Genomic DNA, 23,899 nt, shown 5'->3' on the forward strand with positions numbered 1-23,899 from the left:
CCAATATTAATCCTCACCTACGATTTTTACTTCAAGCTCTAAATCGACATCGAATTTTTCCTTTACAACACGCTGTACCATTTGAATCGTTTCGATATAATCTGTCGCTGTTGCATTGTTTTTGTTAATAATAAAGCCTGCATGCTTCTCTGAAACTTCTGCGCCACCGACACCTTTTCCTTGTAGGTCGCTATCTTGAATTAATTTCCCCGCAAAATAACCTGGAGGACGTTTGAATACACTTCCTGCCGAAGGATATTCTAGCGGCTGACGTGACTCTCTTTGATGCGTTAAGTCAGCAATTTTAGCATCTATTGCTTGCTGGTCACCGTACCCTAACTGGAAAGTAGAAGATAACACATAGTAGCCTTTTTTCGCAATTGCGCTCGTGCGGTAGCCTAACTCTAATTCATCCTTCGTTAAGACAAGTCGCTCTCCCTCTTTCGTTAGCACAACTGTTTCCACAATAACATCTTTAATTTCACCACCATACGCACCTGCATTCATCGCCATAGCACCACCAATCGAGCCTGGAATACCACAAGCAAATTCTAAGCCTGTTAAGCTCTCGGCTGCTGCATATTTCGATACATCCTTTAGCAATGCACCACCTTGTGCAAAAACAAGCCCATCTGTTATTTGAATCTTATTTAAATTAGCAAAATTAATTACGATGCCGCGTACACCACCATCACGTACAACCATATTCGATCCGTTCCCAAGCATTAATAAAGGAATTTTGTGTTGATGTGCATATTTCACAATATCTTGTGCCTCTTGCTCTGTATTTGGCATAGCAAAAATATCCGCATTGCCACCTAATTTTGTCATTGTATAAGTTTTTAATGATTCATTTATTTTAATATTTGAAGGATCGATGATTTGTGATAAACCATTTACCCATTGCTGTAATGTCATAAAACAATTTCCTTTCTTCCATTGATTAAGCCTCTACATAAATTATACTTTCTAAGTATCTGTTTTTATGACCTATTTGACAAGTAAATTGTTGCTTACAACCAAGTTTGTGACCATTTTTCAATCTCTTGGATTGTATTCATTAAGGACTGTCCCTTTTCTGTCAATGTATACTCAATACGAACTGCTGACTCAGCATGTACTTTACGTTCAACTATTCCTTCTTTTTCTAGCTCCTTTAAACGCTCTGATAATAAGCGCCCGCTAATAGGAAGAGCCGATTCGATTTCATTAAAGCGCTTCGTACCTTCTAGTAGTTGATGAATAATAAGTATCGTCCAACGCTTTCCTAATAGCTCCATCGCCTTTGCAAGCCTTGGACATAATTTATTTTCAGTCATAAGTCTTTCACCTCTATCCTTTCTATTTTAACGACAATTCACAGGAAAGTAAAACCGTCTTTAGGTTCGCTATTGGTTCATCATCAAAAGCTGTAGTTGATAAAAGTAAAAAACGGATTTAGAAATTTATTCAATTTCTAAATCCGCATTTCTATTTTCGCCTTATGCGATTTTTATATTACGCTAAAACAGCTGTTAAGTTTTTTGCAGTTGCTTTTACTTTTTCTAAGCCAGCAGCGATGATTTCTTGTGCTTGTGCTGGGTTTGCATTATGACCTTCGATTACTACTTCGTCAATTTTTTGCATACCGAAAACGCCACCGATTACGTTATTAATATAGTTTACAGCCATTTCAGATGCCGCTGCCTCTGGTGATGAATAAATACCGCCACGAGCTGATAAAACAATATATTTTTTGTCTGTCATTAAGCTTACCAAGTTGCCATTTTCATCATATTTAAATGAGTAGCCTGCACCGTAAGTGTAGTCGATGAATGATTGTAATGCTGCTGGAATTGTTAAGTTCCATAATGGGAATGCGAATACTACTACATCTGCCGCAGTTAGTGCTTCACGTGATTTATTGAAAGAAGCTAACGAAGCTACTTCTTTTTCATTTAATTCTTCGCCAGCTTGTGCTTTACCAAAAGCGTTGAATAATTCTTGTCCGAAGTACGCTAAATTTTCTTCAAATACGTCAAATGTTGATAATTCAATACCTTGTGCTTTTGCCTCTGCTACGAAAGTTTCGTACATTTTTGTTGAAACGCCATCTGGGCGGTTATTTGCTTTTACTACTAATACGTTTGTCATTTATAAAAAGCTCCTTTGGAATATGCAATATTATTTATCTCGAAATCAAGATAATACATATAATAATAGAGCAGCGAAAAAAAATCAAGCCTGCTGCTCTAAGACTTTAGTCTGAAATTCATCGCTGAATTAAAGTAAAACTTCTCTTTACTCGATATCGCATATGCCATCTTCGCATAGCGCACCTTTGCCACCAACCATATTTAATTTACGTTGTAAGCCTGCTTCTATCGCTGCCTTTTCCACTGTTTCCTCAAATAAATGTTGTGGCTGAGCACCAGAAATTCCGTATTTATTATCAATCACGAAAAATGGTACACCACGTACACCTAGCTGACGAGCTATTTCAATATCTGAATACATTTCTTCTTTATATTCATCACCAGCTAGCATTTCTTTCGCTTGCTCGCCATTTAAACCAACTTCTTCAGCTAATGCCACTAATACATCTGCGCGCCCAATTGCTAAGCCATCTAAAAAGTGGGCTTGTAGTAGTCGCTCGTTCATTTCTGCACCTTTACCTTGTTCCTCAGCCCATTTAGCTAAGCGATGTGCTTTAATCGTATTTGCCGTTTTCATACGATCAAAATCGTATTGCAAACCGACTTCCTTTGCGCGTTCCGCTACATTTTGCGTCATCGCCTTCGTTTGCTCAATTGACATATTATATTTAGCAGCCAATGGACCGTAAATAGATTCCTCTGAATCCACAGGCGTTGTTGGATCTAATAAAAAACTTTTATACTGAACTTCAATTTGTTCTGTATAACCGCTCACCTCAAGCGCTTTTTCTAATTGTTTTTTTCCAATATAGCAAAATGGACAAACATAATCAGACCATACTTGTATAATCATTAGTTACTCCTCCTTTGTTTCCTCATTGTACAAATAAGCGAATACATTATTCAATTTTTTTGACTTATGAATAGCGGTTGATAAATTTCCCTATACTGTAGGTTAAATATAGGTAAGGGGGCTTTTTATGCAACAATCATTATGGCTTCATAATACAACACCAATAACTACTACAACACTCTCGTCTGACACAGTTTGTGATATTTGCATTGTAGGTGCCGGTTTAAGTGGGGTTTATACAGCTTATTTACTTGCAAAGGCTGGATTGCGTGTAATTGTTCTTGAAGCAAAAAGCATTGGTGAAGGTGCAACAGCGCATTCTACAGGTAAACTAACAGCTCAGCACGGGCTATTTTATCATACGCTAAAAGAGGAGGATGCTAAGCTTTACTATCAAGTAAATAAGGCAGCGATTGAACAAGCGCTGGAACAGGCCGACAAAACTACTTACAAAACAGCAACATCATTTATTTATACAACTGAAATGGACAATCGTGTTTTATTAGAACAAGAGTATGAGACATACAAGAAGATTGGCATTCCATCACTTATAACAAATGATACAGAGCTAGCAGATAAAATTCAGCTAGCTCTAGGTATGCAACACGAAACCCAAATTCATCCTGTACATTTTTTGCTCCATTTCGCAAAATTAGCACAACAGGCTGGCGCGCAGTTTTTTACACATACCCGTGTCACACAAGTTACAGATAAACCGACTGTCACAACAGCTGACGGCTATACAATTGCCTGCAAAAAGCTTGTACTATGCACACATTATCCAATCGATTCAATTGCTGGTTTAAGTACTTTGAAGCTTTCAGTTGGACGCGCCTATTTAACCGCTACAACATGTCCAGATCTTTTACAAGGTCAATATGTCAGCATCGATTCCCCAGCTCGCACAATTCGTACCGCTCAAATCGATGGGCAATCTTATTTTGTCTATGGTGGTACATCCCATGTAGCTGGAATGGAAGGAGACACAATAAAGTATTATGATACACTTGCTCAAGAGCTGGAAAGTAAATTTGATTTATCTGAGCCAAGTTTTTTATGGAGTGCACAAGATATGACGACACCTGATAGCATACCTTTTGTAGGTCCAATGACAGAAGATTCTCCTATCTATATTGCAACAGGCTTTAAAAAATGGGGGCTATCCAGCTCACTTGTCGCCGCTGAAATATTGCATGGCTATTTTACAAATAATGAACACCGCGCTACTCAATTGTATAGGCCTAGTCGCATACAAGGGCGTACCGTCTATGATATGCTCACAAAAGTAGGCTTTATTGGCGAACAATTTATTGCAGGTTATGTGACGCGCATGTCAGCACCCAAATGTACTCATTTAGGCTGTAAAACACGGTGGAATGAAGCGGATGAAACATGGGATTGCCCATGCCACGGCTCCCGTTACGATAAAAATGGGAACGTAATTGAAGGCCCAGCTGTTTATCCATTAAAATTAGAAAATGAATAAAAGGTTGTCCGAAAAGTAGGCTGACTCGCCGCTTTCCGGACAACTTTTGTTGTTCAATTAAAAAATTCGCCAAATAGAAATATGTCAGTAAGCTTTTAAAAATTGCAAATATCGGTTTCTAGGGCATTTCCTCGCATTTTAAAATGTATAAGTAAGACTAAATTTTCCGTTGTATCAAAAGTGACTTCAATTTTCTAGACATTCTCGTTTCTATATAAAACTCAACTCTGTACTAGCCTTCTATCAAAGCTATGTAAGGTAGTTGCTGTCCATCTACCTCCACAATTAGCAAATGAACCCCATCACCATTCGTCGAGAAAACTTCTGTACCACTAGCTAGTTTTGTCGCATAAAAATCTTTGAAGCCTATAGGAGTTGTTGTCATTTTCTTTATCTTCCCTATTTTATTGCCTTTTTTATATTGTGAATCTTGTACCCACTCTAAATCAGACACATTAGTATAGATTAAATCATTGTATTGAAAAATATCAGCTTGAGGGTCTTCTTTAAGAATAGATTTTGCTGATGGATTTGTTGGGGCGCCAGACGAGCATCCTGATAATACCAAGAAAAATATAAAATAATATATGAACGCTCTCCTCATATTTCCTCCCCCCTTTTACATCTCTTTATCAATCTCGCGAGGGAAACCTCTTCAAAAATCTGTGACATCCGCTGAATCAAGATAAAAATACAAAAGGGCAGCCAGAAAAAGCATGTTTTTCTACTTTTTCGACTACCCAATTTTTTATTTTAAGCCTTCTGTTAATACAGGGACAATTTGTTTTTTACGTGAAACAATGCCTTTTAAGTTAATGCGACCGTCAACGATTTTCTCACCAAAGCTAGCTGCTGCGGCTTCAGCTACTTGTCCAATCGCAACTGCCGTAGAATCGTTATTTAGAATGTCTGTTACAACGAAGAAGAATAAATCTAAACCGTTATCTGCAACATTTTTTGTAAGTAATGCTTCTAACTCTGTTTGGCGACCTAGTACATCTTCAATATCAACAGCATTTACTTGCGCTACTACTGCTTTATATGTGCCAAAATCAAAACCTTTGGCATCTAATGATAATAAATCCTCTAATGATTTATCCGATAAATCTGCTCCAGCTTTTAACATTGCTAAGCCGTATTCAGCTACATCAATACCTGCAATAGTAGCTAGTTCCTCACCCGCTTTGACATCTTGCTCTGTGCAAGTTGGCGATTTGAATAATAATGTATCTGAAACAATAGCAGATAACATTAAGCCTGCGATATTTGCAGGAATTTCTACATTATTTTCTTTAAATAGTTTATTTAAAATTGTTGCTGTACAGCCAACAGGCTCAGCACGGAAATATAATGGATCAGCCGTTTGGAAGTTCGCTACACGATGGTGATCAATCACCTCTGTAACTTGCACTTCTTCAATACCATCTGCAGATTGTTGGAATTCGTTATGGTCTACTAAAATGACTTGCTTTGCTTCACCAGCAACTGTGCCAATAAAACGTGGCGCTTCAAAGCCGAATTTTTCCAAAGCAAATTTTGTTTCATTATTAATATCACCTAAACGTACAGCCTCTGCTTCAACACCTAATTGTTGTTTTAAATACGCATAAACGATTGCAGATGTAATTGTGTCTGTATCTGGATTTTTATGTCCAAAAACTAAAGTCTTGCTCATGAAATAGCCTCCTAATTTATCAATGCTTATTAACAAGCTTATTTTATCACAATTTATATATTAAATTGAATTCGAAGTTTAAATGTAGATTTTGTGAATTTCTAAACTTTATATAATTTTAACTAAATTAGTTCATCACCAAATGCTGTGATTGATTAAATAAAGGCTAATCAACACACCTGTTATAGTAATTAACCGTATTTCAAGGCTTTAGGCAGAAAAACACACTAATCAACTCGGAAAAATACAAATAAAAGTTAGTTAAGGCATAATTGGTTAGTCTATTAATTCCTTATTCACATATCGAAACGTTCCAAACTTCCTATTTAATAAAAAAAAAGCATAGACATAACTCCTTTTTAACATCGTTGGTTAGTATAAATGCAAAAAATTTGAACATTAAATATTATTTTTTTGATTCATATGTTAAAATAATCGTATACACAATAAATTCAGTCATAGAAATGAGGATAGCAATGTCTAAAAAAATGGAAAAGAAGTATATTCCATTAGCTGAGTTCTTCCAGAGTGCAACGCAAAATGAAATTACATTAACATATGAGGCCATCGAAAATATTATGGGTCAAGCGTTGCCAAATGCTGCTTATTTGAACTTGAGTTGGTGGAAAAAAACGAAACCACCTCTGACACATTACCAATCTTGGTTCAACGCCAATTATAATGTAATTGATGTTCAGTTAGGGCAATCTGTAACATTCTCTCGTTTAAAACAAATAGGAAATGATGAAAACGAAATAGACGAAAATACGCAAACTTCTATTATTAGACCAATTGAAACAGAGGACGCTCGCTCATTTATTCGTCTACAAGAGCAAATCTACGCACAATCTGAATTTGAATATTACGAACCGAATGTTCAACATCTAACAGTACAAGTTATTCGCAAGCAGATGGCTGAGTGGCGTAAATTTAAAAAGCACACAATACTTCTATGCATTGTTAATGGTGAGTTTGCTGGCTATTCACGTATTAACGGACATAAAGAGCAACGTTTACAACACGCTGCTACAATGCGCATTGGCGTTTTAGAGAAATATGAAAACACTGGTATTGGTACCGCATTATTAGAAAATAGTATAAAATGGGCAAAACAAAATGGAGTCGAAAGACTAGAAGCAGTCATAATGTCCCATAATGGCAGAGCAATTACCCTTTTTGAAAAACAAAACTTCACAATCGAAGGCAAGAAAAAGCACTCTGTTAAAATTGATAACAATTATTATGATGAAGTTATTTATAGTAAGCTAATTAACTAGTTTTAAAATACTTAAAGGCTGAGGAATATTTGTTTCCCCAGCCTTTTTAATATTTTCTGAACGAAGGCTTCTGTTTAAGCTTATTTGTGATGATAATAAGCTAAATCTTCTTTCATTCTCTTTTGCAACTCATTGTATCCTGAAAAATCCATTGCATAACAGAAACGGATAACCGTCGACTCGCTTACGCCTGCTATTTTCCCGACTTCAGATGCTATCTTTGTCGTTACAATGCTTGGATCATTCAAGACGAATTGCGCGACGCGGCGCTGCCCCTTCGATAATCGTATAAACCTCTTTTTAATATTCTCACAAATACTCATGCTCTACTCTCTATCCTTTCTCAACTAGCTTAATTGAACATACATTAACATGAATAATCACTACATTCAATATTTTTTCAGAAAAATCTGTCATCCGAATTTTCCCCATACAAGACTAAAAATAGCTATGAACAACGCATATTGCTCATAGCTCCATTAGATAAAGTAATTTTTTATCTACTTATTAGATGGATAAGTAATGTATTTCGTTTCAAAAAAAGCTGTAGAGAAAGGATTTCCCTTCTCTACAGCCTGAGCTTCTATATAACGTGTGTGCTTCTGCCATAATCGCATTACAATACAATTACCCTTGACACAGCTTCTGGCACTATCTCTAGTCTAATTCCAACTGCTTTGTTTCTTTTCCTAAAAATAGTACAGCTGATACACCAATTAGAATCGCAACACAGAAAATCGCAAAAATTGAACCTATTTCATAACCTTTTGTCATTAATGCCCCTACTAATAGAGGACCAAAGATACCACCTACACGCCCTACTGCCGCTGCCATTCCAGTGCCTGTTCCGCGAATAATTGATGGATACTGCTCAGGTGTATAAGCATATAATGCTCCCCATGCCCCTAAATTAAAGAATGATAAAAGCATGCCTGAAATAAGTAAAATCGTTACGGATTCTGCATTTCCAAAGACAAAAGCACTTGCTGCTGTTCCAATTAAATATGTAACAAGTACAAATTTACGTCCAAGCTTCTCAATAAACCAAGCTGCAGTAAAGTAACCTGGTAGTTGTGCTAGTGTCATAATTAACACATATTTAAAGCTAGAAATTAAATCAAAGCCTTTACCTACCATCACACTTGGCAACCATAAAAACATACCATAGTATGAAAATACGACTGCAAACCATAGCACCCATAGCATAAATGTTGAACGTGCATATGGTTTAGACCACACTTCTGCAATATTTTGCATAACAGAGCGCTTTTTAGCTTCTGCCTTCGCTGTAAACTGCGGTGAATCTGGCAACTTCATGCGAATATAAATCGCATAAAATGCTGGAAGTGCAGTTAAAATAAGTGCAACACGCCAGCCTTCAATTGGCCAAAATGTCGCTGGAATAACGAAGTAAGAAATTATTGCGGCAAGCAGCCATCCACCCGCCCAAAAGCTTTCTAATAATACAACAACGCGACCGCGCTCCTTAGTTTCTACACTTTCAGAAACGAGTGTCGAAGCAACCGGTAACTCTCCACCAAGTCCCATTCCGACGAAAAAGCGTAATATTAAAAATAGCGTTAATGTTGTTGTAAATGCCGATAAACCACTTGCAACTGAAAATAAAATAAGTGTCCACATAAATACTTTTTTGCGCCCTACTTTATCAGCAAATACACCAAAAACAAGAGCTCCAACAGCCATCCCAATCGAGTTGATACTTCCAATCCAGCCCATTTGTGATGGATTTAAGCCCCATTCTAATTTAAGTGCTGCAATGATAAATGATAATATGCCGACATCCATCGCATCAAACATCCAGCCAACGCCTGCAACGCCGAGCAATTTATTGCGTGAAATTTGCGTGTTTTGTTGTTTTGTCATAGTAAATATAACCACCTGTCTTTACACTTGTATAAGCATGTATACTATACACCTATTTTTTAAATGTGACAATATTGTTTAAATTAAATTGTTGTTTTACTATTGAAATGAGTGAGTGAGAGGGTTAAAATGTCTTGTATACAAAAACAACTGTTCATTCAGAAAGAACAAAAGGAGCTATGTTTGATATGTGGAAGGGTTTAATTGCAGAATATAAACAATATTTACCTGTTACTGAAAATACACCAGCTTTAACTTTAAATGAAGGAAATACACCATTAGTGCATTTAGTTAACTTATCTAAGGAACTAGGCATTGAATTATACGGGAAAATTGAGGGAGCAAACCCAACAGGCTCCTTTAAAGATCGCGGTATGGTTTTTGCTGTTGCTAAAGCAATTGAAGATGGTGCAAAATATGTTATTTGTGCCTCTACAGGTAATACATCTGCTGCCGCTGCTGCCTATGCGACACGCGCAGGTATTGGGTCAATTGTTGTTATTCCAAAAGGGAAAGTAGCACTTGGTAAATTAGCACAAGCAACAATGTACGGTGCAAAAATTATTGAAATTGATGGCAACTTTGATGATGCCTTAAATATTGTGCGCCACATTAGTGAAACTACACCTGTTGCACTTGTAAATTCGGTAAACCCGTATCGTATTGAAGGACAAAAAACGGCCTCCTTTGAAATTGTAGATACACTTGGTAAAGCACCAGATTTCTTATGTATTCCTGTTGGCAATGCAGGTAATATCTCTGCATATTGGAAAGGCTTTAAAGATTACCATGAAGCAAAAAGTTCAGGCTTACCGAAAATGTTCGGCTTTGAAGCTGAAGGTTCTGCTGCAATCGTCAAAGGCGAACCAATTGCTACCCCTGAAACAGTTGCAACAGCCATCCGTATCGGCAATCCCGCTAGCTGGAAACTAGCAGAGGCCGCACGTGATGAGTCTGGTGGTATTATCGACTCTGTAACAGACGATGAAATTATAGCAGCTTATAAATTAATCGCTGGCAAGGAAGGAATTTTTGTTGAGCCTGGCTCAGCGGCTTCACTTGCAGGGGTCATTAAATCAGTGAAGGCAGGTCTTATTCCGCAAGGCAGTCAAGTCGTAACAGTATTTACAGGCAATGGGCTGAAAGATCCTGATACAGCAATGAATGTATCAACAGTAGAGTTAGTATCTTTGAAAAACGACGAAGAAGAAATTCGTGCATATATTGAGGGCGTACTATGAGCTGGCAAATAAAAGTTCCTGGTAGTACAGCGAACCTTGGACCAGGCTTTGATTCTATCGGGCTCGGCTTATCGCTTTATTTAACATTGCACGCTACACCGCAGAAGGAGTGGGAATTTATCCATCAAGGTGCACATGTACCATCAGATACAACAGTAGAAAATCATTTAATCTATCAAATTGCCAAGCAAGTAGCCGAGCGCTATGATAAAGAATTACCTGGCTGTCATGTCACGATGACAAGTGAACTTCCTTTAGCCCGCGGTGTTGGCAGCAGCGCCGCGGCGATTGTTGCCGGAATTGAGCTAGCAAATTTACTGTGTGATTTGCAGCTTACAACACAGGATAAACTAAATATTTCATCACAAATCGAAGGTCATCCTGACAATGCGACTGCTTCTGTTTTAGGAGGCTTAACAATTTCCTCTATGACTAAGGACGGCATTGTTGATACGATTCATGTACAAGACGTTGATGTAGCTTTCATATTATTTATTCCTGACACAGAATTAAAAACAGCTGACGCACGCGGCGTCCTTCCTACACAGTTAGAGCGCCCTTATGCAGTACAAGCAAGTGCAGCAGCAAACATGCTTGCTGCCTCACTTATTGCCAAAGATTATGAGCGTATTGGCCGCTATATGGAAGCAGATTTATTCCACGAGCCCTTCCGCGCACAACTTATTCCTAACTACGCGGAAATCCGCCAAGCAGCAAAGCAATCAGGTGCATATGGCACAGCACTAAGCGGTGCTGGCCCAACACTTATTTCGATTATACCAACAACGATTGCTGATGAATTTGCTATCAGCATGCAAAAGCAATTTCCTGAGCATCGCATTGTTTTGACGGTAGCTGATCGACACGGGATAGCGGTGACACCGCTATAGTTCGGATAAAAGCGCAAGGAATCCATTTTAAAAGTGAATTTCTTGCGCTTTTTTCATATTTTAAACTTACTGGCGCATTGAAGACTTTTTGTAAGTATCGTTAGAGTAGAACTAGTGAAATAACTATGATTTTCATGGTAGTATGAAAGCGTCAAAACCTTAAAACCAACGATAGAGTGGATTCATCAAATATATTATTGGGGGATATCTAATGTTTCATAAATGGAATAAAGAGAATATTATATTCGATGGCTTACATGAAGCAGATGTATGGGCTGATTCAATAACTAACGAAATTTATGCTAGGCTCTATGATAGTTATGATACTCCCGATTATAAAATTGCTTATTCATTAGCATTTAGACTTGCAGAGATAAAAGAATTCAGAGTTGTTACAGAATCAACTGGCAATAGATATAAAGTTTGGGTATTGCCTTTTGAAGGCTGAAATCCATATAGTTTGTTTTAATTAACTATAGTACGAGGGCTTATTTTGAATTTTATTCCATGTTTTTTTATGTTTATTCCATGTTTTCAGAGATTTATTCCATGTTTTTTTAAGTTTATTCCACGTTTTCAAAGGTTTATTCCACGTTCATCTCAAAACCTAAGCAAACCTCTAAATTCCCCTCTCTCTTTTCTCATACATGCATACTTTTTCTTAAAATCGGGTATAGTACTATCACTTGATTGGAGAAAGGGGAAATGTTAATGAAAATCGCGGTTATTGGAGCTGCCGGACAAGCTGGTAGTAATATATTAAGAGAATCGATCATGAGAGAATATGATACAACAGCAATTGTACGCAATCAAGCTACATTAAAGGAAGATGTGAAAACACTTGAAAAAGATTTATTCGATTTAACAACAGCTGATATTGAAGAATTTGATTGCATCGTTAATGCCTTTGCCCCCAAAAGTGGCGAGGAGCATTTATATGTAGAAGCAGGCAAACATTTAATCACAATTTTACAGCCAACGAAAACGCGTTTAATAGATATCGGTAGCTCAGGTTGCCTATTTACAAATAAAGAAAAAACATTACGCTTACTCGATAGTAAAGAGTATCCTGCACAATTAACTGCTGCCGCTAAATATCAATTGCAAAATTTACAGCAGTTACAACAGTCCTCTATAGCATGGACTTTTATATGTCCTGCGTTAATGTTCGATGCAGAAGGTCCACGTACTGGTCACTACATTACAGGTCATGATTATTTACTTATGAATTCGCAGCATAACAGCTATATTAGCCAAGCCGACTTTGCGGTAGTTATTATCGATGAAATAGAAAATGCTAAGCATATAAATGAAGCATTTACAGTAGCTTCTGAAAATACGACCTCGGCTAGTTAATTTGAAAAGGAGAGCTGTTTAAAAAGCAGCCTCTCCTTTTTAAATTGCTTAGCAGTCACTTATCTCATATATCCACTACCTCTCTCATACGATATACAAAGCTTTATGAGGAGGGTTTTATGAAGGACAATCACAATGATGAAAATAAAAAGCTAAAGCAACTTGATGACTACAAAGTCAATAATGATGGCACAAAGATGACGACGAATCAGCGAGTTAGAATATCCAATGATGAAGAATCTTTAAAAGCAGGCTTACGCGGACCGACATTGATGGAGGATTTTCATTTTCGTGAAAAGATTACTCATTTTGACCATGAGCGTATCCCAGAAAGAGTTGTACATGCACGCGGCTACGCAGCTCATGGGGAGTTTGAGTTATATGAATCGATGTCTGAATTTACAAGAGCACACTTTTTACAGAAGGCTGGCACAAAGACGCCTGTTTTTGTGCGCTTTTCGAATGTCGTTGGTAGCTTAGGCTCTCATGATACAGCACGCGATGTACGTGGCTTTGCTGTGAAATTTTATACAGAAGAGGGCAATTTTGATTTAGTTGGCAATAATATTCCCGTCTTCTTTATTCAAGATGCATTAAAATTCCCTGATATTATTCATGCTGTGAAGCCTGAGCCACATAATGAAATACCGCAAGCGTCCTCTGCGCATGATACTTTTTGGGATTTTATCGCAAATAATCAAGAAAGCGCACATATGATTATGTGGCTAATGTCGGACAGAGCTATTCCAAGAAGCTTCCGCACAATGGAAGGCTTTGGTGTTAATACGTTTCGCTTTGTTAATGCATCTGGTCATAGTAAATTTGTCAAATTTCACTGGAAGCCTGTTCTTGGGGTACACTCGCTTATATGGGATGAGGCACAAAAAATTGCTGGTGCTGATCCTGATTTCCAGCGCCGTGACCTATGGGAAACAATTGAAGCAGGCTTTTATCCTGAATACGAATTCGGCGTGCAAATGATTGATCCAGCTGACGAATTTAAATATGATTTTGACATACTTGATGCGACGAAAGTTTGGCCTGAGGAGTTAATCCCTGTGAAAAAAATAGGCAAGCTTACGTTAAATCGCAATGTAGATAATGTCTTTGCTGAAACAGAGCAAGTAGCCTTTCACCCTGGCAATGTTGTACCAGGTATTGATTTTTCTAATGATCCATTGCTGCAAGGGCGTCTGTTTTCTTATTTAGATACACAGCTACTGCGTTTAGGTGGTCCTAATTTTACGGAAATACCAATTAATCGCCCACTCTGCCCTTTCCATAACAACCAACGCAATGGCTTCAGCCGCCAAATGATTAATGTTGGTAGGGTAAGCTACCATAAAAATTCTTTGGCGAATAATACACCTGCAACAAGCACCGCTGCTGAGGGAGGTTATGTACATTTTCCTGAAAAAGTGGAAGGGCGAGTTATTCAAGGGCGTAGCAAATCTTTCGATGATTTCTTCTCACAAGCAAGACTCTTTTGGAACAGTATGACACAACCAGAAAAGCAACATATTTTAGACGCTTTCACTTTTGAAGTAGGTAAAGTAGAGAGCCGTAGTGTCAGACAGCAGGTGGTTGATATGCTTGCTAAAATTGATCACACATTAGCGACTACACTGGCTGAACGCCTTGCAGTTCATAAGCCTACTCAGCAGCAAATTGATGTAACTGCATCTTCTCCTGCATTGAGCCAGCAAAATACAATATTCGTCCCTCAAACATTGCGTGTAGCTATTATTATCGGCAATCAATTTAACGCGCAGGAACTAGAACAGGTAATGAAGGAATTTAAACGCTACGGCGTACGCTATCAAATTATTGCCGAATCGTTTGAACCAGTGAAAGCAGCAAATGGGCAAACGTTTGATGTCAATGCAACATTTTTAACAACATCCCCTGTCCTTTATGATGCCCTTTATGTCGTTGGTGGAACAGCAGCAAATCAAGCTAAATTTAACAGTGATATGACAGCCTTTATTCGTCAAGTTTATCAAAACTACAAACCTATTGGCATCGCTACAACAGGCGTTCCATATTTTAATGCAACACGCGCTAAAGCGAGTGAAGGAATTCTTTTCGCCACAGCAAATCCAAACTTCTCACAGCAATTTATTCAAAATATCGCAAAGCAACGCTTCTGGGAGCGGGATATTTATATTTGAGCTGCGAAAAGCGCGAGAAATCTATTGTAAAAAACTAGATTCTCGCGCTTTTTAACATTTTCGTAAACCCATTAATACATTTCATCTCTGGTAATTTTAACTACATTAAGTCAACAGCACCAGACTAACTGCCATTACGGCCATCCCCGCAACTAAGCCGTAAATGGATATATGTGTTTCATCATATTTTTTTGCTGCTGGTAATAGCTCATCTAGTGAAATAAATACCATAATCCCCGCTACACCCGCGAATACTACACCGAACATTACATCATTTAAGAACGGCATTAAAATTAAATAAGCGACCAGCGCCCCAACCGGCTCTGCTAAACCAGATAATAATGACAAGCGAAAAGCTTTCATTCGAATGCCTGTTGCGAAGAAAATCGGTACAGCTACCGCAATTCCTTCTGGGATATTGTGAATCGCGACCGCAATTGCAATAGCGATACCTAAATTTGGATCTTGTAATGCTGACATAAATGTAGCAATTCCTTCTGGGAAATTGTGAATGGCAATCGCCAATGCGGTAAATGTCCCCATTTTCATTAGCCTATCAGCATCTACATGCGGTTTACTTTCAACTGCATTCACATCTTCAACCGTTCGCACTTCATGTGGATTATTTTTATTTGGAATAAATTTATCAATTAATGCAATAAAAAGTATCCCTCCAAAAAAGCCAACAAGTGTCATCCAATAACCATTCGTTGCACCTAGAGCTATCGTTAAAGAATCTTTCGCCTTTACAAAAATTTCAACAAGTGATACATAAATCATTACACCTGCAGAAAAACCAAGTGCAGCAGATAAAAATTTCGTATTGGTTCTCGATGTAAAAAACGCTATTAAACTACCTACTCCAGTCGCCAAACCTGCAAACAATGTTAAACCAAGTGCTAATAATACATTTCCATCCATAATTTGTTCCTCACCTCAACTAAGTTAATCGTATTATACGCAAATTGTTTCCTTAAGGCAACTTTATTTTATTAGGAAATATTTTATGAATGAATTCAACTTTTAATATTGGATAAAAAAATGACGCTCTTCTATAAAAGAGACGCCACTTTTTTCTTCTTCTTCGCTCGTTCATACCATATCATGCACACAACAAACCATGTATAGCCCATGCTCCACCCTGCTAATACATCCGTTGCAAAATGGCGACTTTCAGCAATGCGAGATAGTCCAATTAAACATACTAAAATTAATGCGACTAACCAAATAATCAACGCTTTCTTACTGCGCCCTAACCCTTCTGACAGCAAGTAAGCAATTGTTAATAGATATAAAGCCCCTGTCATTGAATGTCCTGATGGAAAGCTAAAGGACAGTAATTGATTTGCAATCTCTGGTCGTGGACGCTCAATCAAATTTTTTAATAACTGGTTTAAAGCATTACCTACTGCAATCGTTAACAGTACAAAGACAATTGCATAATAGTTACCCTTCCTCCACTGCCAAATAACAAGGATTAGCGCTACAATTACTACAAAAATCGGCTCACCAATGTAATGGAAAAAAATAAGTAGCTCATTGCCACCAAGCAACTTCGCCCACCTCTCATCAAAAGTGATAAACGATGGGTTTGCGTATGTGAAACGTAGCATAATAAATAAACTTAAAGTAACAACCCCTAAGCTATAAATCCATTTTTTCATTTCTACCCCACCTTTAAAATATACTAGTATTTCATTTTAAAATTCGATAGTTTGTATAGGAGCATTCAAGAATATAGTCTAATTGCTCAAATTCAGCTTGCTCAAATCTCGGTTTATCATTCAATGGAAGACCTTTATCGTAATTTTCCCATTGTACCTCAGAAGCCCAATAAGTCAATACGACAACTTCCTCCCTGCTTACATCCTTTTTCTTTACATATAATTCCCGACTCAAAAAACCTTGTTGCTGCTCCATACTCGATGGGCCTTCATTACGCCCACGTACAAAGCGATCTATTACTTTATATGAATTACCTGCCACGACAATAAAATGCTTCATTTGAACAAACATTTTCATACCCCCTTTTCAAAACCATTTCATATCGTTATAGAAATAGCGCTATATATTAACATATACTCACAAATTGACTTCCGTCACTATATTGAGCTAATTCACCCTCCATGTGTTCCATCACTTATTATGCTAAGAAAAATAAGATGTTTCAACGCTTTTTATTGCCTCAAAAAATATTTTTATTTTTTAGTCACCTACACAAGGCATTAATATTGTTTTTTCAGATATTATTAATTAAAATGAATTTATCGATAATGATAATCATTATCATATTGATGTTTTTTTGATATATCATCTTTAAATAACTACCAAAAAGTCTGCGGCATTTAAAAGATTTTGTCTCTATTCCCTTTCATCTTCATGAATTAAAAAAAGATGTTTCTTCACATAATAATAGGGAAAAGAATAATTAATATTACACTACTTTCTAAGGAGCTGTTTCAAATGGACTACCGTATTGAAAAAGATACGATGGGTGAAATTAAAGTACCTGTCAATAAATTATGGGGGGCACAAACACAGCGCAGTAAAGAGAACTTCCAAATCGGTATAGAGCATATGCCAATCGAGCTTATTCAAGCGATGGCTATTTTGAAAAAAAGCGCAGCTACTGTTAATGAGCATCTTGGTAAGCTATCCCCTTTAAAGGCACGAACAATTCGACAAGTTACTGATGAAATTTTAAATGGTCAATGGGATGACCATTTCCCTCTTGTTGTATGGCAAACAGGTAGTGGTACACAAACCAATATGAACGTCAATGAGGTTATTGCCAATCGAGCAAATCAACTTCTACAGGAGATTGGCGATGAGGCAATTATTCACCCAAATGACGACGTTAATAAATCGCAAAGCTCGAATGACACTTTCCCTACAGCACTACATATTGCGGCTGTTTTAAAAGTAGAGGACTATTTACTACCTCGATTACACCTTTTAAAGACAACACTTGCAAATAAAGCTGAGCAGTTTAAAAATATTATTAAAATTGGACGTACCCATCTTCAAGATGCTACACCTTTAACATTAGGCCAGGAAATTAGTGGCTGGGTAGCAATGCTTGAAAAATCAGAGCAAATGATCCAGCATAATATTCAGTATATGAAAGAACTAGCTATCGGGGGTACAGCAGTTGGTACAGGTATTAATGCACACCCTGAATTTGGTGAGCGTGTAGCAGCAGAAATTAGCCAATTAACAAGTAAGGCATTTACATCTGCAGCAAATAAATTCCATGCTTTAACAAGTCATGATGAGGCTGTTGTAGCGCATGGGGCATTAAAAGCATTAGCTGTTGATTTAATGAAAATCGCAAATGATGTTCGTTGGCTAGCAAGCGGACCACGCTCAGGTATTGGAGAAATAACAATACCCGAAAACGAGCCAGGCTCATCGATTATGCCTGGTAAGGTAAACCCTACACAAAGCGAGGCATTAACAATGGTCGTAACACAAGTTGTTGGTAATGATGCAACAATTGCTTTTGCTGCTTCACAAGGGAACTTTGAACTAAATGTATTTAAGCCGGTAATTTTATATAATTTCCTACAATCTACACAGCTACTAGCTGATGCAATGAAATCCTTTAATGATCATTGTGCAAATGGCATTGAGCCTAACTTGGATGTACTGCAGCATAATTTAGAAAATTCTTTAATGCTTGTAACTGCATTAAACCCTTATATTGGCTATGAAAATGCCGCAAAAATCGCGAAAAAAGCACATAAAGAAGGCACTACATTAAAAGAAGCTGCCATTGCAACTGGCTTATTAACAGAAGAACAATTTAATCAATATGTTGACCCAAAAACAATGATTTATCCAAATGTGAAATAGGGTGAAGGTAATAATTCGCACGTAAGGGATTGTATTTCGCACGCGAAGACTCCAAATTCGCACATAAAAAGCCTCCTTTCGCACGCGGTTTAATTTTTAAAAATAAAAGCGCTTGAAACCAAGATAAAATACCTTGATTTCAGGCGCTTTATTATTTATTCACAAAGCGTAATGCCCTGCTCAATATTGTCGGCACTACAGAGCTGTGATTTTCATCAGGAGTGATATAGAAGGATGTATCCATTGCTGCACTTAATTGCTGAGCCATATCCTGTGCATCGTCTACCATGCTTTCTTCAAGCTCTCCAACACCAATAAATAATGACGATTCTATTTTGTTATGATTCTTTAAATAAACCTTTGCATATTGTTGTAATTCGTGATTATTCCACCAAATTGACGGGCTAATAGCGGCGTACTTATTAAAGCTTGCTGGCGCATTAAATAGCTGCCAAAGTGCAAAATAACCAGCTAATGAATGACCAAATAAAGTTTGTTCGTTCGTATTAATAAGGTAATTTTCTTGTATAGCTGGCTTTAGCTCCTCCTCTAAAAAACAGCTGAATTTTGCGGCGCCCCCATGCTGTCTGTCACTATTGCCACGAAACTTCTCTGGATAATAATAGTTTTCTGCTGGTGCTGTAAAATCATAAAATCTACGTACACGCATATCCTCGCCATGACCAACCCCCACCACAATAGATGGTGTAATTCTCGTTCTCACAACGTTTTGACTTTGCAAACGTACAATTTCCTTTACAAATTCAAAATAGGCAGAGCCATCTAGCACATAAATAACTGGAAAGCCCTTTTCTGGCGCATCCATCTCAGGAACATACATGCTAATATTATACGTATAATTTGTGTAAGTCGATGTAATATCAAATGTCATCATATCTCTCCTTTTCTAGCCTTGTCGACGAATCATAAACCCCAGACTATTCAAAAAGGGGCGTCTGTTCAGACACCCCTTTTTCTTTAACCTTTTACATAGTAAACTTCTTGTCCACTTTCAATAACAAACTCTGGTTTAGGCTTGCCTGCATTCGCTTTATGACCAGCGATATGCTCAGGGCTCTTCTCCCAGTTTTTCCACGCTTCTTCTGATTCCCAACGAACCATTATTAGCACTTCTTCATCACCGCGACGGACTTTTTTTACTAGTACCTGCTTATCTACAAAGCCTGGTTGCTTTTCAAGTAAAGAAGGCTCTCCTGGCTTAGCACCAAAGCGTTCTACAATCTTATCCGAATTTCCTTCAGTGACAACAATACGTTTAATTTGTACAAACAAATTATTTATATCCCTTTAAAATGTCATCAGCTTTTGATGTTTCTGATTGTAAACCGCCACCTGATAAGTACCAAGTTTCAGGGTTTAAGTAGAATACTTTACCGTTCTTCACAGCATTAGTACCACCAACGATTTCATTCTCAATCGCATCTTTAGTACCTGATTCGCCGTTTTCATTTACAACTGCATCACGGTCAACTACGAATAAAATATCTGGGTTTACATCAAGTACATATTCAAATGATGCATCCATACCATGTGTTGAAGCTTCAATGTTTTCGTCAGCAGCTTTTGCACCAAATACATCATGCACTACACCAAAACGTGAGCCACTACCATAAGCAGATAACGCGCCTTCACTACCTAAAACTACTAATGCTTTTTCTTCTGAAGCAGCTGTTACTGCTTTTACTTCTTCTACTTTTGCTTCATATGCTGCAAATGCATCTGCTGCTTCTTTTTCTTTATCGAAAATTTTACCTGCTAATTCAACATTTGTTTTAAATGATTGTAAGAAGTTTTTGTTATCTACACCTACATAAACAGTTGGTGCAATTTTAGATAATTCATCATACGCTGCTGCTGCACGACCAGAGATGAAAATAATATCTGGGTTAATTTCAGATAATTTTTCGTAGTCTGGCTCGAATAAAGTACCTGCATTAACATATTTAGCATCTTCAAACTTGCTTAAGTATTTTGGCATAGAGCCTTGAACTACTCCTGTTACTTCCACACCTAAAGCATCTAATGTATCAAGGAAACCGTTATCGAAAACAACAACTTTCTCAGGTTTTTTATCAAGTGTTACTTCCTTGAATGTTGTGTTACCATCGCGACCTTCTACTGTACTACCTGGGATTGTAACTGAGTATCCTGTTTGCTGACCTTCACCATTTGTTGAAGTTGATTCCTCTTCCTTATCTTTTGAACCACAAGCTGCTAATACTAATAGCATCATTGCCATTAATAAAGTGATTAATTTCCAGTTTTTCATATTAAAATACTCCCTTATTTTTAAGAATTAAAATATACGCAAATGCGACAACCGTTTTGTTCTTGAACGGGGATGTCCATATCATAAATTTCTTTTAATGCAATTGAATTAATAATATCCTGTGTTGGACCATTTTTGACAACACGTCCATTTTTTAATGCGACGATGTAATCTGAGTATACAGAAGCAAAGTTAATATCATGCAGGACGATAATTACTGTTTTTCCTAGTTCGTCTACTAGCTTACGCAAAATTTTCATTATTTGCACAGAGTGCTTCATATCCAAATTATTTAAAGGTTCGTCTAACAAAATATACTCTGTATCCTGCGCAATTACCATTGCGATGAATGCACGTTGTCGTTGACCACCAGACAGTTCATCTAAATAATTATGCTGAATGTCTTCTAAATTCATATATTCAATAGCCTCGTCAATTTTCACTTCATCCTCAGGCTTTAAATGCCCTTTCGAATACGGAAAACGTCCAAAACCTACTAATTCACGAATTGTTAAACGAACATTCATGAAGTTGGACTGCTTTAAAATAGATACGCGCTTTGCAAATTCCTCTGATTTCCAACGACGTACATCTGATTTATCAAGTAGCACTTCACCAGTATCGGCATTCATTAAACGGCTAACCATTGATAGCAGTGTTGATTTACCCGCACCATTCGGACCGATAAACGATGTAATTTTTTGTGGTACGATATCGATGCTCACATCTTGTACAACTGGCTTCTTCCCAAAGTATTTCGTAATTTCCTTTACTTGAATCATCCTGCAGACCTACTTTCTTTTAATAATAGGTAAATGAAGTATACTCCACCTATAAAGTTAATAATCACACTTAGGGTTGTAGTAAAGTTAAAAACGCGCTCTACAAACCACTGTCCACCAACCAAAGCAACAACACTCATTAAACAAGAACCTACAATTAATATCGAATGCTTATACGTATTGAAATATTGATAAGACAAATTTGCTACAATTAAACCGAAGAAAGTGATAGGTCCTACAAGCGCAGTTGAAACTGCAATTAATATAGAAGAAATAATCAACATACGTTGTACAAGCTTATCATACGGTACACCTAAATTAAGCGCTGTATCGCGTCCTAGAGACATAACATCTAGCTGTCTCATATAGCGCCAGCCATAAATAAACGTTAGCAAAATAATGACACCCGCTAGCCATACTAAGTTCGTATTGACATTGTTGAAGCTGGCAAACATTTTGCTTTGTAAGTTTAAAAACTCATTAGGATCAATCAAAACCTGCATGAATGTTGTAACGCTTCCTAAAAATGTTCCAACAATCATACCTACTAATAATAAAAAGTAAATCGGACGTTTGCCTTCTTTAAATAGTACGCGATAGAATATCATCGCAAATAGTATCATCGCTGCTGTAGCCGTTAAAAAATTGACATACGCATTTAACACGAAAATTGAAACGGAACCAAAGACGAAATAAATTATCGTTTGCACTAGCATATATAATGCATCTAGCCCCATTACACTCGGTGTTAAAATACGGTTATGTGTGATTGTTTGGAATACAACAGTTGAATATGCAATTGCGACACCTGTTAAAACCATAGCGCATACTTTCACAAGACGACGTGGAAACGCATAGTGATAGTTCCCATTCAATTGGTAAAACACATAAAGGGCCACACATAGAATTGCTAAGCCTAATAAAAGTAACATTTTTGTACGATTACGCATATGCTTTCCCCCTAAATAACATTATGAGGAAGATTGCACTGCCAATCACACCAACCGTCATACTAATCGGAATTTCATAAGGGAAAATAATTACGCGTCCTAAAATATCACACACTAATAGAAATGCCATCCCTAGTAGCGCTGTATGTGGTAATGTTTTCGCCAAATTATCTCCTTTAAATAAAGACACCATATTCGGGATAATCAGCCCAAGGAACGGAATTACACCGACTGTTAGTACAACTGTTGTTGAAATAAGAGCTACTAGCACTAAGCCTAAATTAACAACAAATTTATAGGATAGACCAAGGTTTTTGGCAAAGTCCTCTCCCATCCCCGCTACTGTGAAGCGGTTCGCATAAATGTAAGCAATAATTAACACTGGTACACTTATGTATAAAAGCTCATAACGACCTTTCATGATTAAAGCAAAATTTCCCTGTAACCAAGCTGACATGTTTTGTATGATATTCGCCTTATATGCGAAGAACGTAGTAATAGAAGATAAAATATTACCAAACATTAAGCCAATTAATGGAATGAAAATTGCGTCTTTAAACTTGATGCGATTTAATATTTGCATAAATAATAGTGTGCCAATCAATGCAAATATGAAGGCAAATGATATTTTTTGCAAGTATGTTGCGTTAGCAAATATCATCATCGAAATTAACACACCAAGTCGTGTCGCATCGAGTGTACCAGCTGTTGTTGGTGACACAAACTTATTACGACTTAAGCTCTGCATAATTAAGCCCGCAATACTCATCCCCGCGCCTGCTAGCAAAATAGCGACAAGTCTAGGTATACGGCTTATAAAAAATAATCTTGTTTCCTCAGATTGGAAGTCAAGTAAATCGGATGGCTTAATATTGATAACACCAATAAAAAGCGACACTATTGACAACACTATTGTTGCAGTTAAAAGATATCTTATTTTCATAACAATCCCCGGTAGATTCATTATTGTCTATCTTGATCTAGCTGATGTTTATATTCTTTCTGAATCAAGATAAAGCCTCTTGTAAATGAGAATGACAAAATCCATAACACA

The 23,899-nt window shown here is 37.3% G+C and carries 25 protein-coding genes; 8 read left to right on the forward strand and 17 right to left on the reverse strand.

Features of this window, described 5'->3' with window-relative positions; genetic code table 11:
• Window positions 1–6: 6 nt before the first annotated feature.
• The 4 genes from murB to TY13_RS13630 all read right to left on the reverse strand — a co-directional run bounded on the left by murB (window position 7) and on the right by TY13_RS13630 (window position 2,988).
• Window positions 7–918 carry a UDP-N-acetylmuramate dehydrogenase gene (murB, locus tag TY13_RS13615; protein WP_042477030.1) on the reverse strand — a complete coding sequence of 304 codons (912 nt, stop codon included), beginning with the start codon at window positions 916–918 and terminating at the stop codon, window positions 7–9.
• A gap of 95 nt (window positions 919–1,013) precedes the next feature.
• Window positions 1,014–1,319 carry a winged helix-turn-helix transcriptional regulator gene (locus tag TY13_RS13620; protein ID WP_042477032.1) on the reverse strand — a complete coding sequence of 102 codons (306 nt, stop codon included), beginning with the start codon at window positions 1,317–1,319 and terminating at the stop codon, window positions 1,014–1,016.
• 178 nt (window positions 1,320–1,497) lie between these two features.
• Entirely contained in the window at window positions 1,498–2,133 is a 636-nt protein-coding gene (locus TY13_RS13625; protein WP_042477035.1) for an FMN-dependent NADH-azoreductase, read from the reverse strand.
• Window positions 2,134–2,280: 147 nt separating this feature from the next.
• Window positions 2,281–2,988 (reverse strand): DsbA family oxidoreductase, encoded by a 708-nt coding sequence (locus tag TY13_RS13630; protein WP_042477036.1) that lies wholly within the window; start codon window positions 2,986–2,988, stop codon window positions 2,281–2,283.
• Window positions 2,989–3,115: 127 nt separating this feature from the next.
• Between TY13_RS13630 and TY13_RS13635 the strand changes: the two genes are divergently transcribed.
• Entirely contained in the window at window positions 3,116–4,474 is a 1,359-nt protein-coding gene (locus tag TY13_RS13635; RefSeq protein ID WP_042477039.1) for an FAD-dependent oxidoreductase, read from the forward strand.
• Between the two features lie 232 nt (window positions 4,475–4,706).
• Here the strand turns inward: TY13_RS13635 and TY13_RS13640 are convergent, their stop codons facing one another.
• Together TY13_RS13640 and TY13_RS13645 are read right to left on the reverse strand one after the other, a co-directional pair.
• Window positions 4,707–5,078: a hypothetical protein gene (locus TY13_RS13640; protein WP_052344339.1), complete on the reverse strand. Its 372-nt coding sequence runs from the start codon at window positions 5,076–5,078 to the stop codon at window positions 4,707–4,709.
• A gap of 144 nt (window positions 5,079–5,222) precedes the next feature.
• Complete coding sequence (locus TY13_RS13645; RefSeq protein ID WP_042477043.1) at window positions 5,223–6,149, reverse strand: manganese-dependent inorganic pyrophosphatase; 927 nt, start codon at window positions 6,147–6,149, stop codon at window positions 5,223–5,225.
• A 476-nt stretch (window positions 6,150–6,625) separates the two neighbouring features.
• Between TY13_RS13645 and TY13_RS13650 the strand changes: the two genes are divergently transcribed.
• Window positions 6,626–7,426, forward strand: a complete 801-nt coding sequence (locus TY13_RS13650) for a GNAT family N-acetyltransferase (RefSeq protein ID WP_230199443.1) — start codon at window positions 6,626–6,628, stop codon at window positions 7,424–7,426.
• Between the two features lie 80 nt (window positions 7,427–7,506).
• Here the strand turns inward: TY13_RS13650 and TY13_RS13655 are convergent, their stop codons facing one another.
• The gene (locus TY13_RS13655; protein ID WP_042477048.1) at window positions 7,507–7,749 is read right to left on the reverse strand and encodes a MurR/RpiR family transcriptional regulator; all 243 of its coding nucleotides are present in this window, start codon (window positions 7,747–7,749) and stop codon (window positions 7,507–7,509) included.
• A gap of 334 nt (window positions 7,750–8,083) precedes the next feature.
• Window positions 8,084–9,310 (reverse strand): MFS transporter, encoded by a 1,227-nt coding sequence (locus tag TY13_RS13660; RefSeq protein WP_154661609.1) that lies wholly within the window; start codon window positions 9,308–9,310, stop codon window positions 8,084–8,086.
• Between the two features lie 188 nt (window positions 9,311–9,498).
• Here TY13_RS13660 and thrC point away from each other — a divergent pair, with 188 nt between their 5' ends.
• The 5 genes from thrC (at window position 9,499) to TY13_RS13685 (ending at window position 14,968) form a co-directional block, all read left to right on the forward strand.
• Window positions 9,499–10,551 carry a threonine synthase gene (thrC, locus tag TY13_RS13665; RefSeq protein WP_042477775.1) on the forward strand — a complete coding sequence of 351 codons (1,053 nt, stop codon included), beginning with the start codon at window positions 9,499–9,501 and terminating at the stop codon, window positions 10,549–10,551.
• A complete protein-coding gene (thrB, locus tag TY13_RS13670) occupies window positions 10,548–11,441 on the forward strand; it encodes a homoserine kinase (RefSeq protein WP_042477051.1) in 894 nt (297 codons plus the stop codon). Before thrC ends, thrB begins: the two co-directional genes overlap by 4 nt.
• 211 nt (window positions 11,442–11,652) lie before the next feature.
• Window positions 11,653–11,889, forward strand: a complete 237-nt coding sequence (locus TY13_RS13675) for a hypothetical protein (RefSeq protein WP_042477054.1) — start codon at window positions 11,653–11,655, stop codon at window positions 11,887–11,889.
• Window positions 11,890–12,146: 257 nt separating this feature from the next.
• Window positions 12,147–12,797 carry an NAD(P)-dependent oxidoreductase gene (locus tag TY13_RS13680; RefSeq protein ID WP_326584072.1) on the forward strand — a complete coding sequence of 217 codons (651 nt, stop codon included), beginning with the start codon at window positions 12,147–12,149 and terminating at the stop codon, window positions 12,795–12,797.
• 119 nt (window positions 12,798–12,916) lie between these two features.
• Window positions 12,917–14,968: a catalase gene (locus TY13_RS13685; RefSeq protein WP_042477060.1), complete on the forward strand. Its 2,052-nt coding sequence runs from the start codon at window positions 12,917–12,919 to the stop codon at window positions 14,966–14,968.
• 105 nt (window positions 14,969–15,073) lie between these two features.
• Here the strand turns inward: TY13_RS13685 and zupT are convergent, their stop codons facing one another.
• From zupT to TY13_RS13700, 3 genes are all read right to left on the reverse strand, one after another.
• Window positions 15,074–15,889 carry a zinc transporter ZupT gene (zupT, locus tag TY13_RS13690; RefSeq protein ID WP_042477063.1) on the reverse strand — a complete coding sequence of 272 codons (816 nt, stop codon included), beginning with the start codon at window positions 15,887–15,889 and terminating at the stop codon, window positions 15,074–15,076.
• A 131-nt stretch (window positions 15,890–16,020) separates the two neighbouring features.
• Window positions 16,021–16,632: a phosphatase PAP2 family protein gene (locus TY13_RS13695; RefSeq protein ID WP_042477066.1), complete on the reverse strand. Its 612-nt coding sequence runs from the start codon at window positions 16,630–16,632 to the stop codon at window positions 16,021–16,023.
• Between the two features lie 31 nt (window positions 16,633–16,663).
• Window positions 16,664–16,984, reverse strand: coding sequence for an antibiotic biosynthesis monooxygenase family protein (locus TY13_RS13700; RefSeq protein WP_052344340.1), 321 nt, complete (start codon window positions 16,982–16,984; stop codon window positions 16,664–16,666).
• A 447-nt stretch (window positions 16,985–17,431) separates the two neighbouring features.
• Here TY13_RS13700 and fumC point away from each other — a divergent pair, with 447 nt between their 5' ends.
• Entirely contained in the window at window positions 17,432–18,823 is a 1,392-nt protein-coding gene (gene fumC, locus TY13_RS13705; RefSeq protein WP_042477070.1) for a class II fumarate hydratase, read from the forward strand.
• 151 nt (window positions 18,824–18,974) lie between these two features.
• On the opposite strand, the gene TY13_RS13710 is transcribed toward fumC, so the two are convergent.
• From TY13_RS13710 to TY13_RS13735, 6 genes are all read right to left on the reverse strand, one after another.
• The gene (locus tag TY13_RS13710; protein WP_230199444.1) at window positions 18,975–19,715 is read right to left on the reverse strand and encodes an alpha/beta hydrolase; all 741 of its coding nucleotides are present in this window, start codon (window positions 19,713–19,715) and stop codon (window positions 18,975–18,977) included.
• A gap of 86 nt (window positions 19,716–19,801) precedes the next feature.
• The gene (locus TY13_RS13715; RefSeq protein WP_042477075.1) at window positions 19,802–20,116 is read right to left on the reverse strand and encodes an antibiotic biosynthesis monooxygenase family protein; all 315 of its coding nucleotides are present in this window, start codon (window positions 20,114–20,116) and stop codon (window positions 19,802–19,804) included.
• Window position 20,117: 1 nt separating this feature from the next.
• Entirely contained in the window at window positions 20,118–21,113 is a 996-nt protein-coding gene (locus tag TY13_RS13720) for a siderophore ABC transporter substrate-binding protein (protein WP_042477078.1), read from the reverse strand.
• Window positions 21,114–21,133: 20 nt separating this feature from the next.
• Window positions 21,134–21,895, reverse strand: a complete 762-nt coding sequence (locus tag TY13_RS13725) for an iron ABC transporter ATP-binding protein (protein WP_042477081.1) — start codon at window positions 21,893–21,895, stop codon at window positions 21,134–21,136.
• The gene (locus TY13_RS13730) at window positions 21,892–22,845 is read right to left on the reverse strand and encodes an iron chelate uptake ABC transporter family permease subunit (protein ID WP_042477087.1); all 954 of its coding nucleotides are present in this window, start codon (window positions 22,843–22,845) and stop codon (window positions 21,892–21,894) included. Before TY13_RS13730 ends, TY13_RS13725 begins: the two co-directional genes overlap by 4 nt.
• Window positions 22,838–23,788: an ABC transporter permease gene (locus TY13_RS13735; protein WP_042477090.1), complete on the reverse strand. Its 951-nt coding sequence runs from the start codon at window positions 23,786–23,788 to the stop codon at window positions 22,838–22,840. Before TY13_RS13735 ends, TY13_RS13730 begins: the two co-directional genes overlap by 8 nt.
• Between the last annotated feature and the right edge of the window lie 111 nt (window positions 23,789–23,899).

This window comes from Bacillus ndiopicus (genome assembly GCF_000612805.1).
GTDB classification, from domain to species: domain Bacteria; phylum Bacillota; class Bacilli; order Bacillales_A; family Planococcaceae; genus Metasolibacillus; species Metasolibacillus ndiopicus.

Coding starts and splice junctions, on each gene's coding strand:
- TY13_RS13640 (WP_052344339.1), bottom strand. CDS start 5,078: ATGAGGAGAGCGTTCATATATTATTTTATATTTTTCTTGGTATTATCA.
- TY13_RS13680 (WP_326584072.1), top strand. CDS start 12,147: ATGTTAATGAAAATCGCGGTTATTGGAGCTGCCGGACAAGCTGGTAGT.
- TY13_RS13660 (WP_154661609.1), bottom strand. CDS start 9,310: ATGACAAAACAACAAAACACGCAAATTTCACGCAATAAATTGCTCGGC.
- zupT (WP_042477063.1), bottom strand. CDS start 15,889: ATGGATGGAAATGTATTATTAGCACTTGGTTTAACATTGTTTGCAGGT.
- murB (WP_042477030.1), bottom strand. CDS start 918: ATGACATTACAGCAATGGGTAAATGGTTTATCACAAATCATCGATCCT.
- TY13_RS13735 (WP_042477090.1), bottom strand. CDS start 23,788: ATGAAAATAAGATATCTTTTAACTGCAACAATAGTGTTGTCAATAGTG.
- TY13_RS13675 (WP_042477054.1), top strand. CDS start 11,653: ATGTTTCATAAATGGAATAAAGAGAATATTATATTCGATGGCTTACAT.
- TY13_RS13720 (WP_042477078.1), bottom strand. CDS start 21,113: ATGAAAAACTGGAAATTAATCACTTTATTAATGGCAATGATGCTATTA.
- TY13_RS13730 (WP_042477087.1), bottom strand. CDS start 22,845: ATGCGTAATCGTACAAAAATGTTACTTTTATTAGGCTTAGCAATTCTA.
- TY13_RS13625 (WP_042477035.1), bottom strand. CDS start 2,133: ATGACAAACGTATTAGTAGTAAAAGCAAATAACCGCCCAGATGGCGTT.
- TY13_RS13635 (WP_042477039.1), top strand. CDS start 3,116: ATGCAACAATCATTATGGCTTCATAATACAACACCAATAACTACTACA.
- TY13_RS13695 (WP_042477066.1), bottom strand. CDS start 16,632: ATGAAAAAATGGATTTATAGCTTAGGGGTTGTTACTTTAAGTTTATTT.
- TY13_RS13645 (WP_042477043.1), bottom strand. CDS start 6,149: ATGAGCAAGACTTTAGTTTTTGGACATAAAAATCCAGATACAGACACA.
- thrC (WP_042477775.1), top strand. CDS start 9,499: ATGTGGAAGGGTTTAATTGCAGAATATAAACAATATTTACCTGTTACT.
- TY13_RS13650 (WP_230199443.1), top strand. CDS start 6,626: ATGTCTAAAAAAATGGAAAAGAAGTATATTCCATTAGCTGAGTTCTTC.
- TY13_RS13685 (WP_042477060.1), top strand. CDS start 12,917: ATGAAGGACAATCACAATGATGAAAATAAAAAGCTAAAGCAACTTGAT.
- TY13_RS13655 (WP_042477048.1), bottom strand. CDS start 7,749: ATGAGTATTTGTGAGAATATTAAAAAGAGGTTTATACGATTATCGAAG.
- TY13_RS13710 (WP_230199444.1), bottom strand. CDS start 19,715: ATGACATTTGATATTACATCGACTTACACAAATTATACGTATAATATT.
- TY13_RS13620 (WP_042477032.1), bottom strand. CDS start 1,319: ATGACTGAAAATAAATTATGTCCAAGGCTTGCAAAGGCGATGGAGCTA.
- TY13_RS13725 (WP_042477081.1), bottom strand. CDS start 21,895: ATGATTCAAGTAAAGGAAATTACGAAATACTTTGGGAAGAAGCCAGTT.
- TY13_RS13630 (WP_042477036.1), bottom strand. CDS start 2,988: ATGATTATACAAGTATGGTCTGATTATGTTTGTCCATTTTGCTATATT.
- thrB (WP_042477051.1), top strand. CDS start 10,548: ATGAGCTGGCAAATAAAAGTTCCTGGTAGTACAGCGAACCTTGGACCA.
- fumC (WP_042477070.1), top strand. CDS start 17,432: ATGGACTACCGTATTGAAAAAGATACGATGGGTGAAATTAAAGTACCT.
- TY13_RS13700 (WP_052344340.1), bottom strand. CDS start 16,984: ATGTTTGTTCAAATGAAGCATTTTATTGTCGTGGCAGGTAATTCATAT.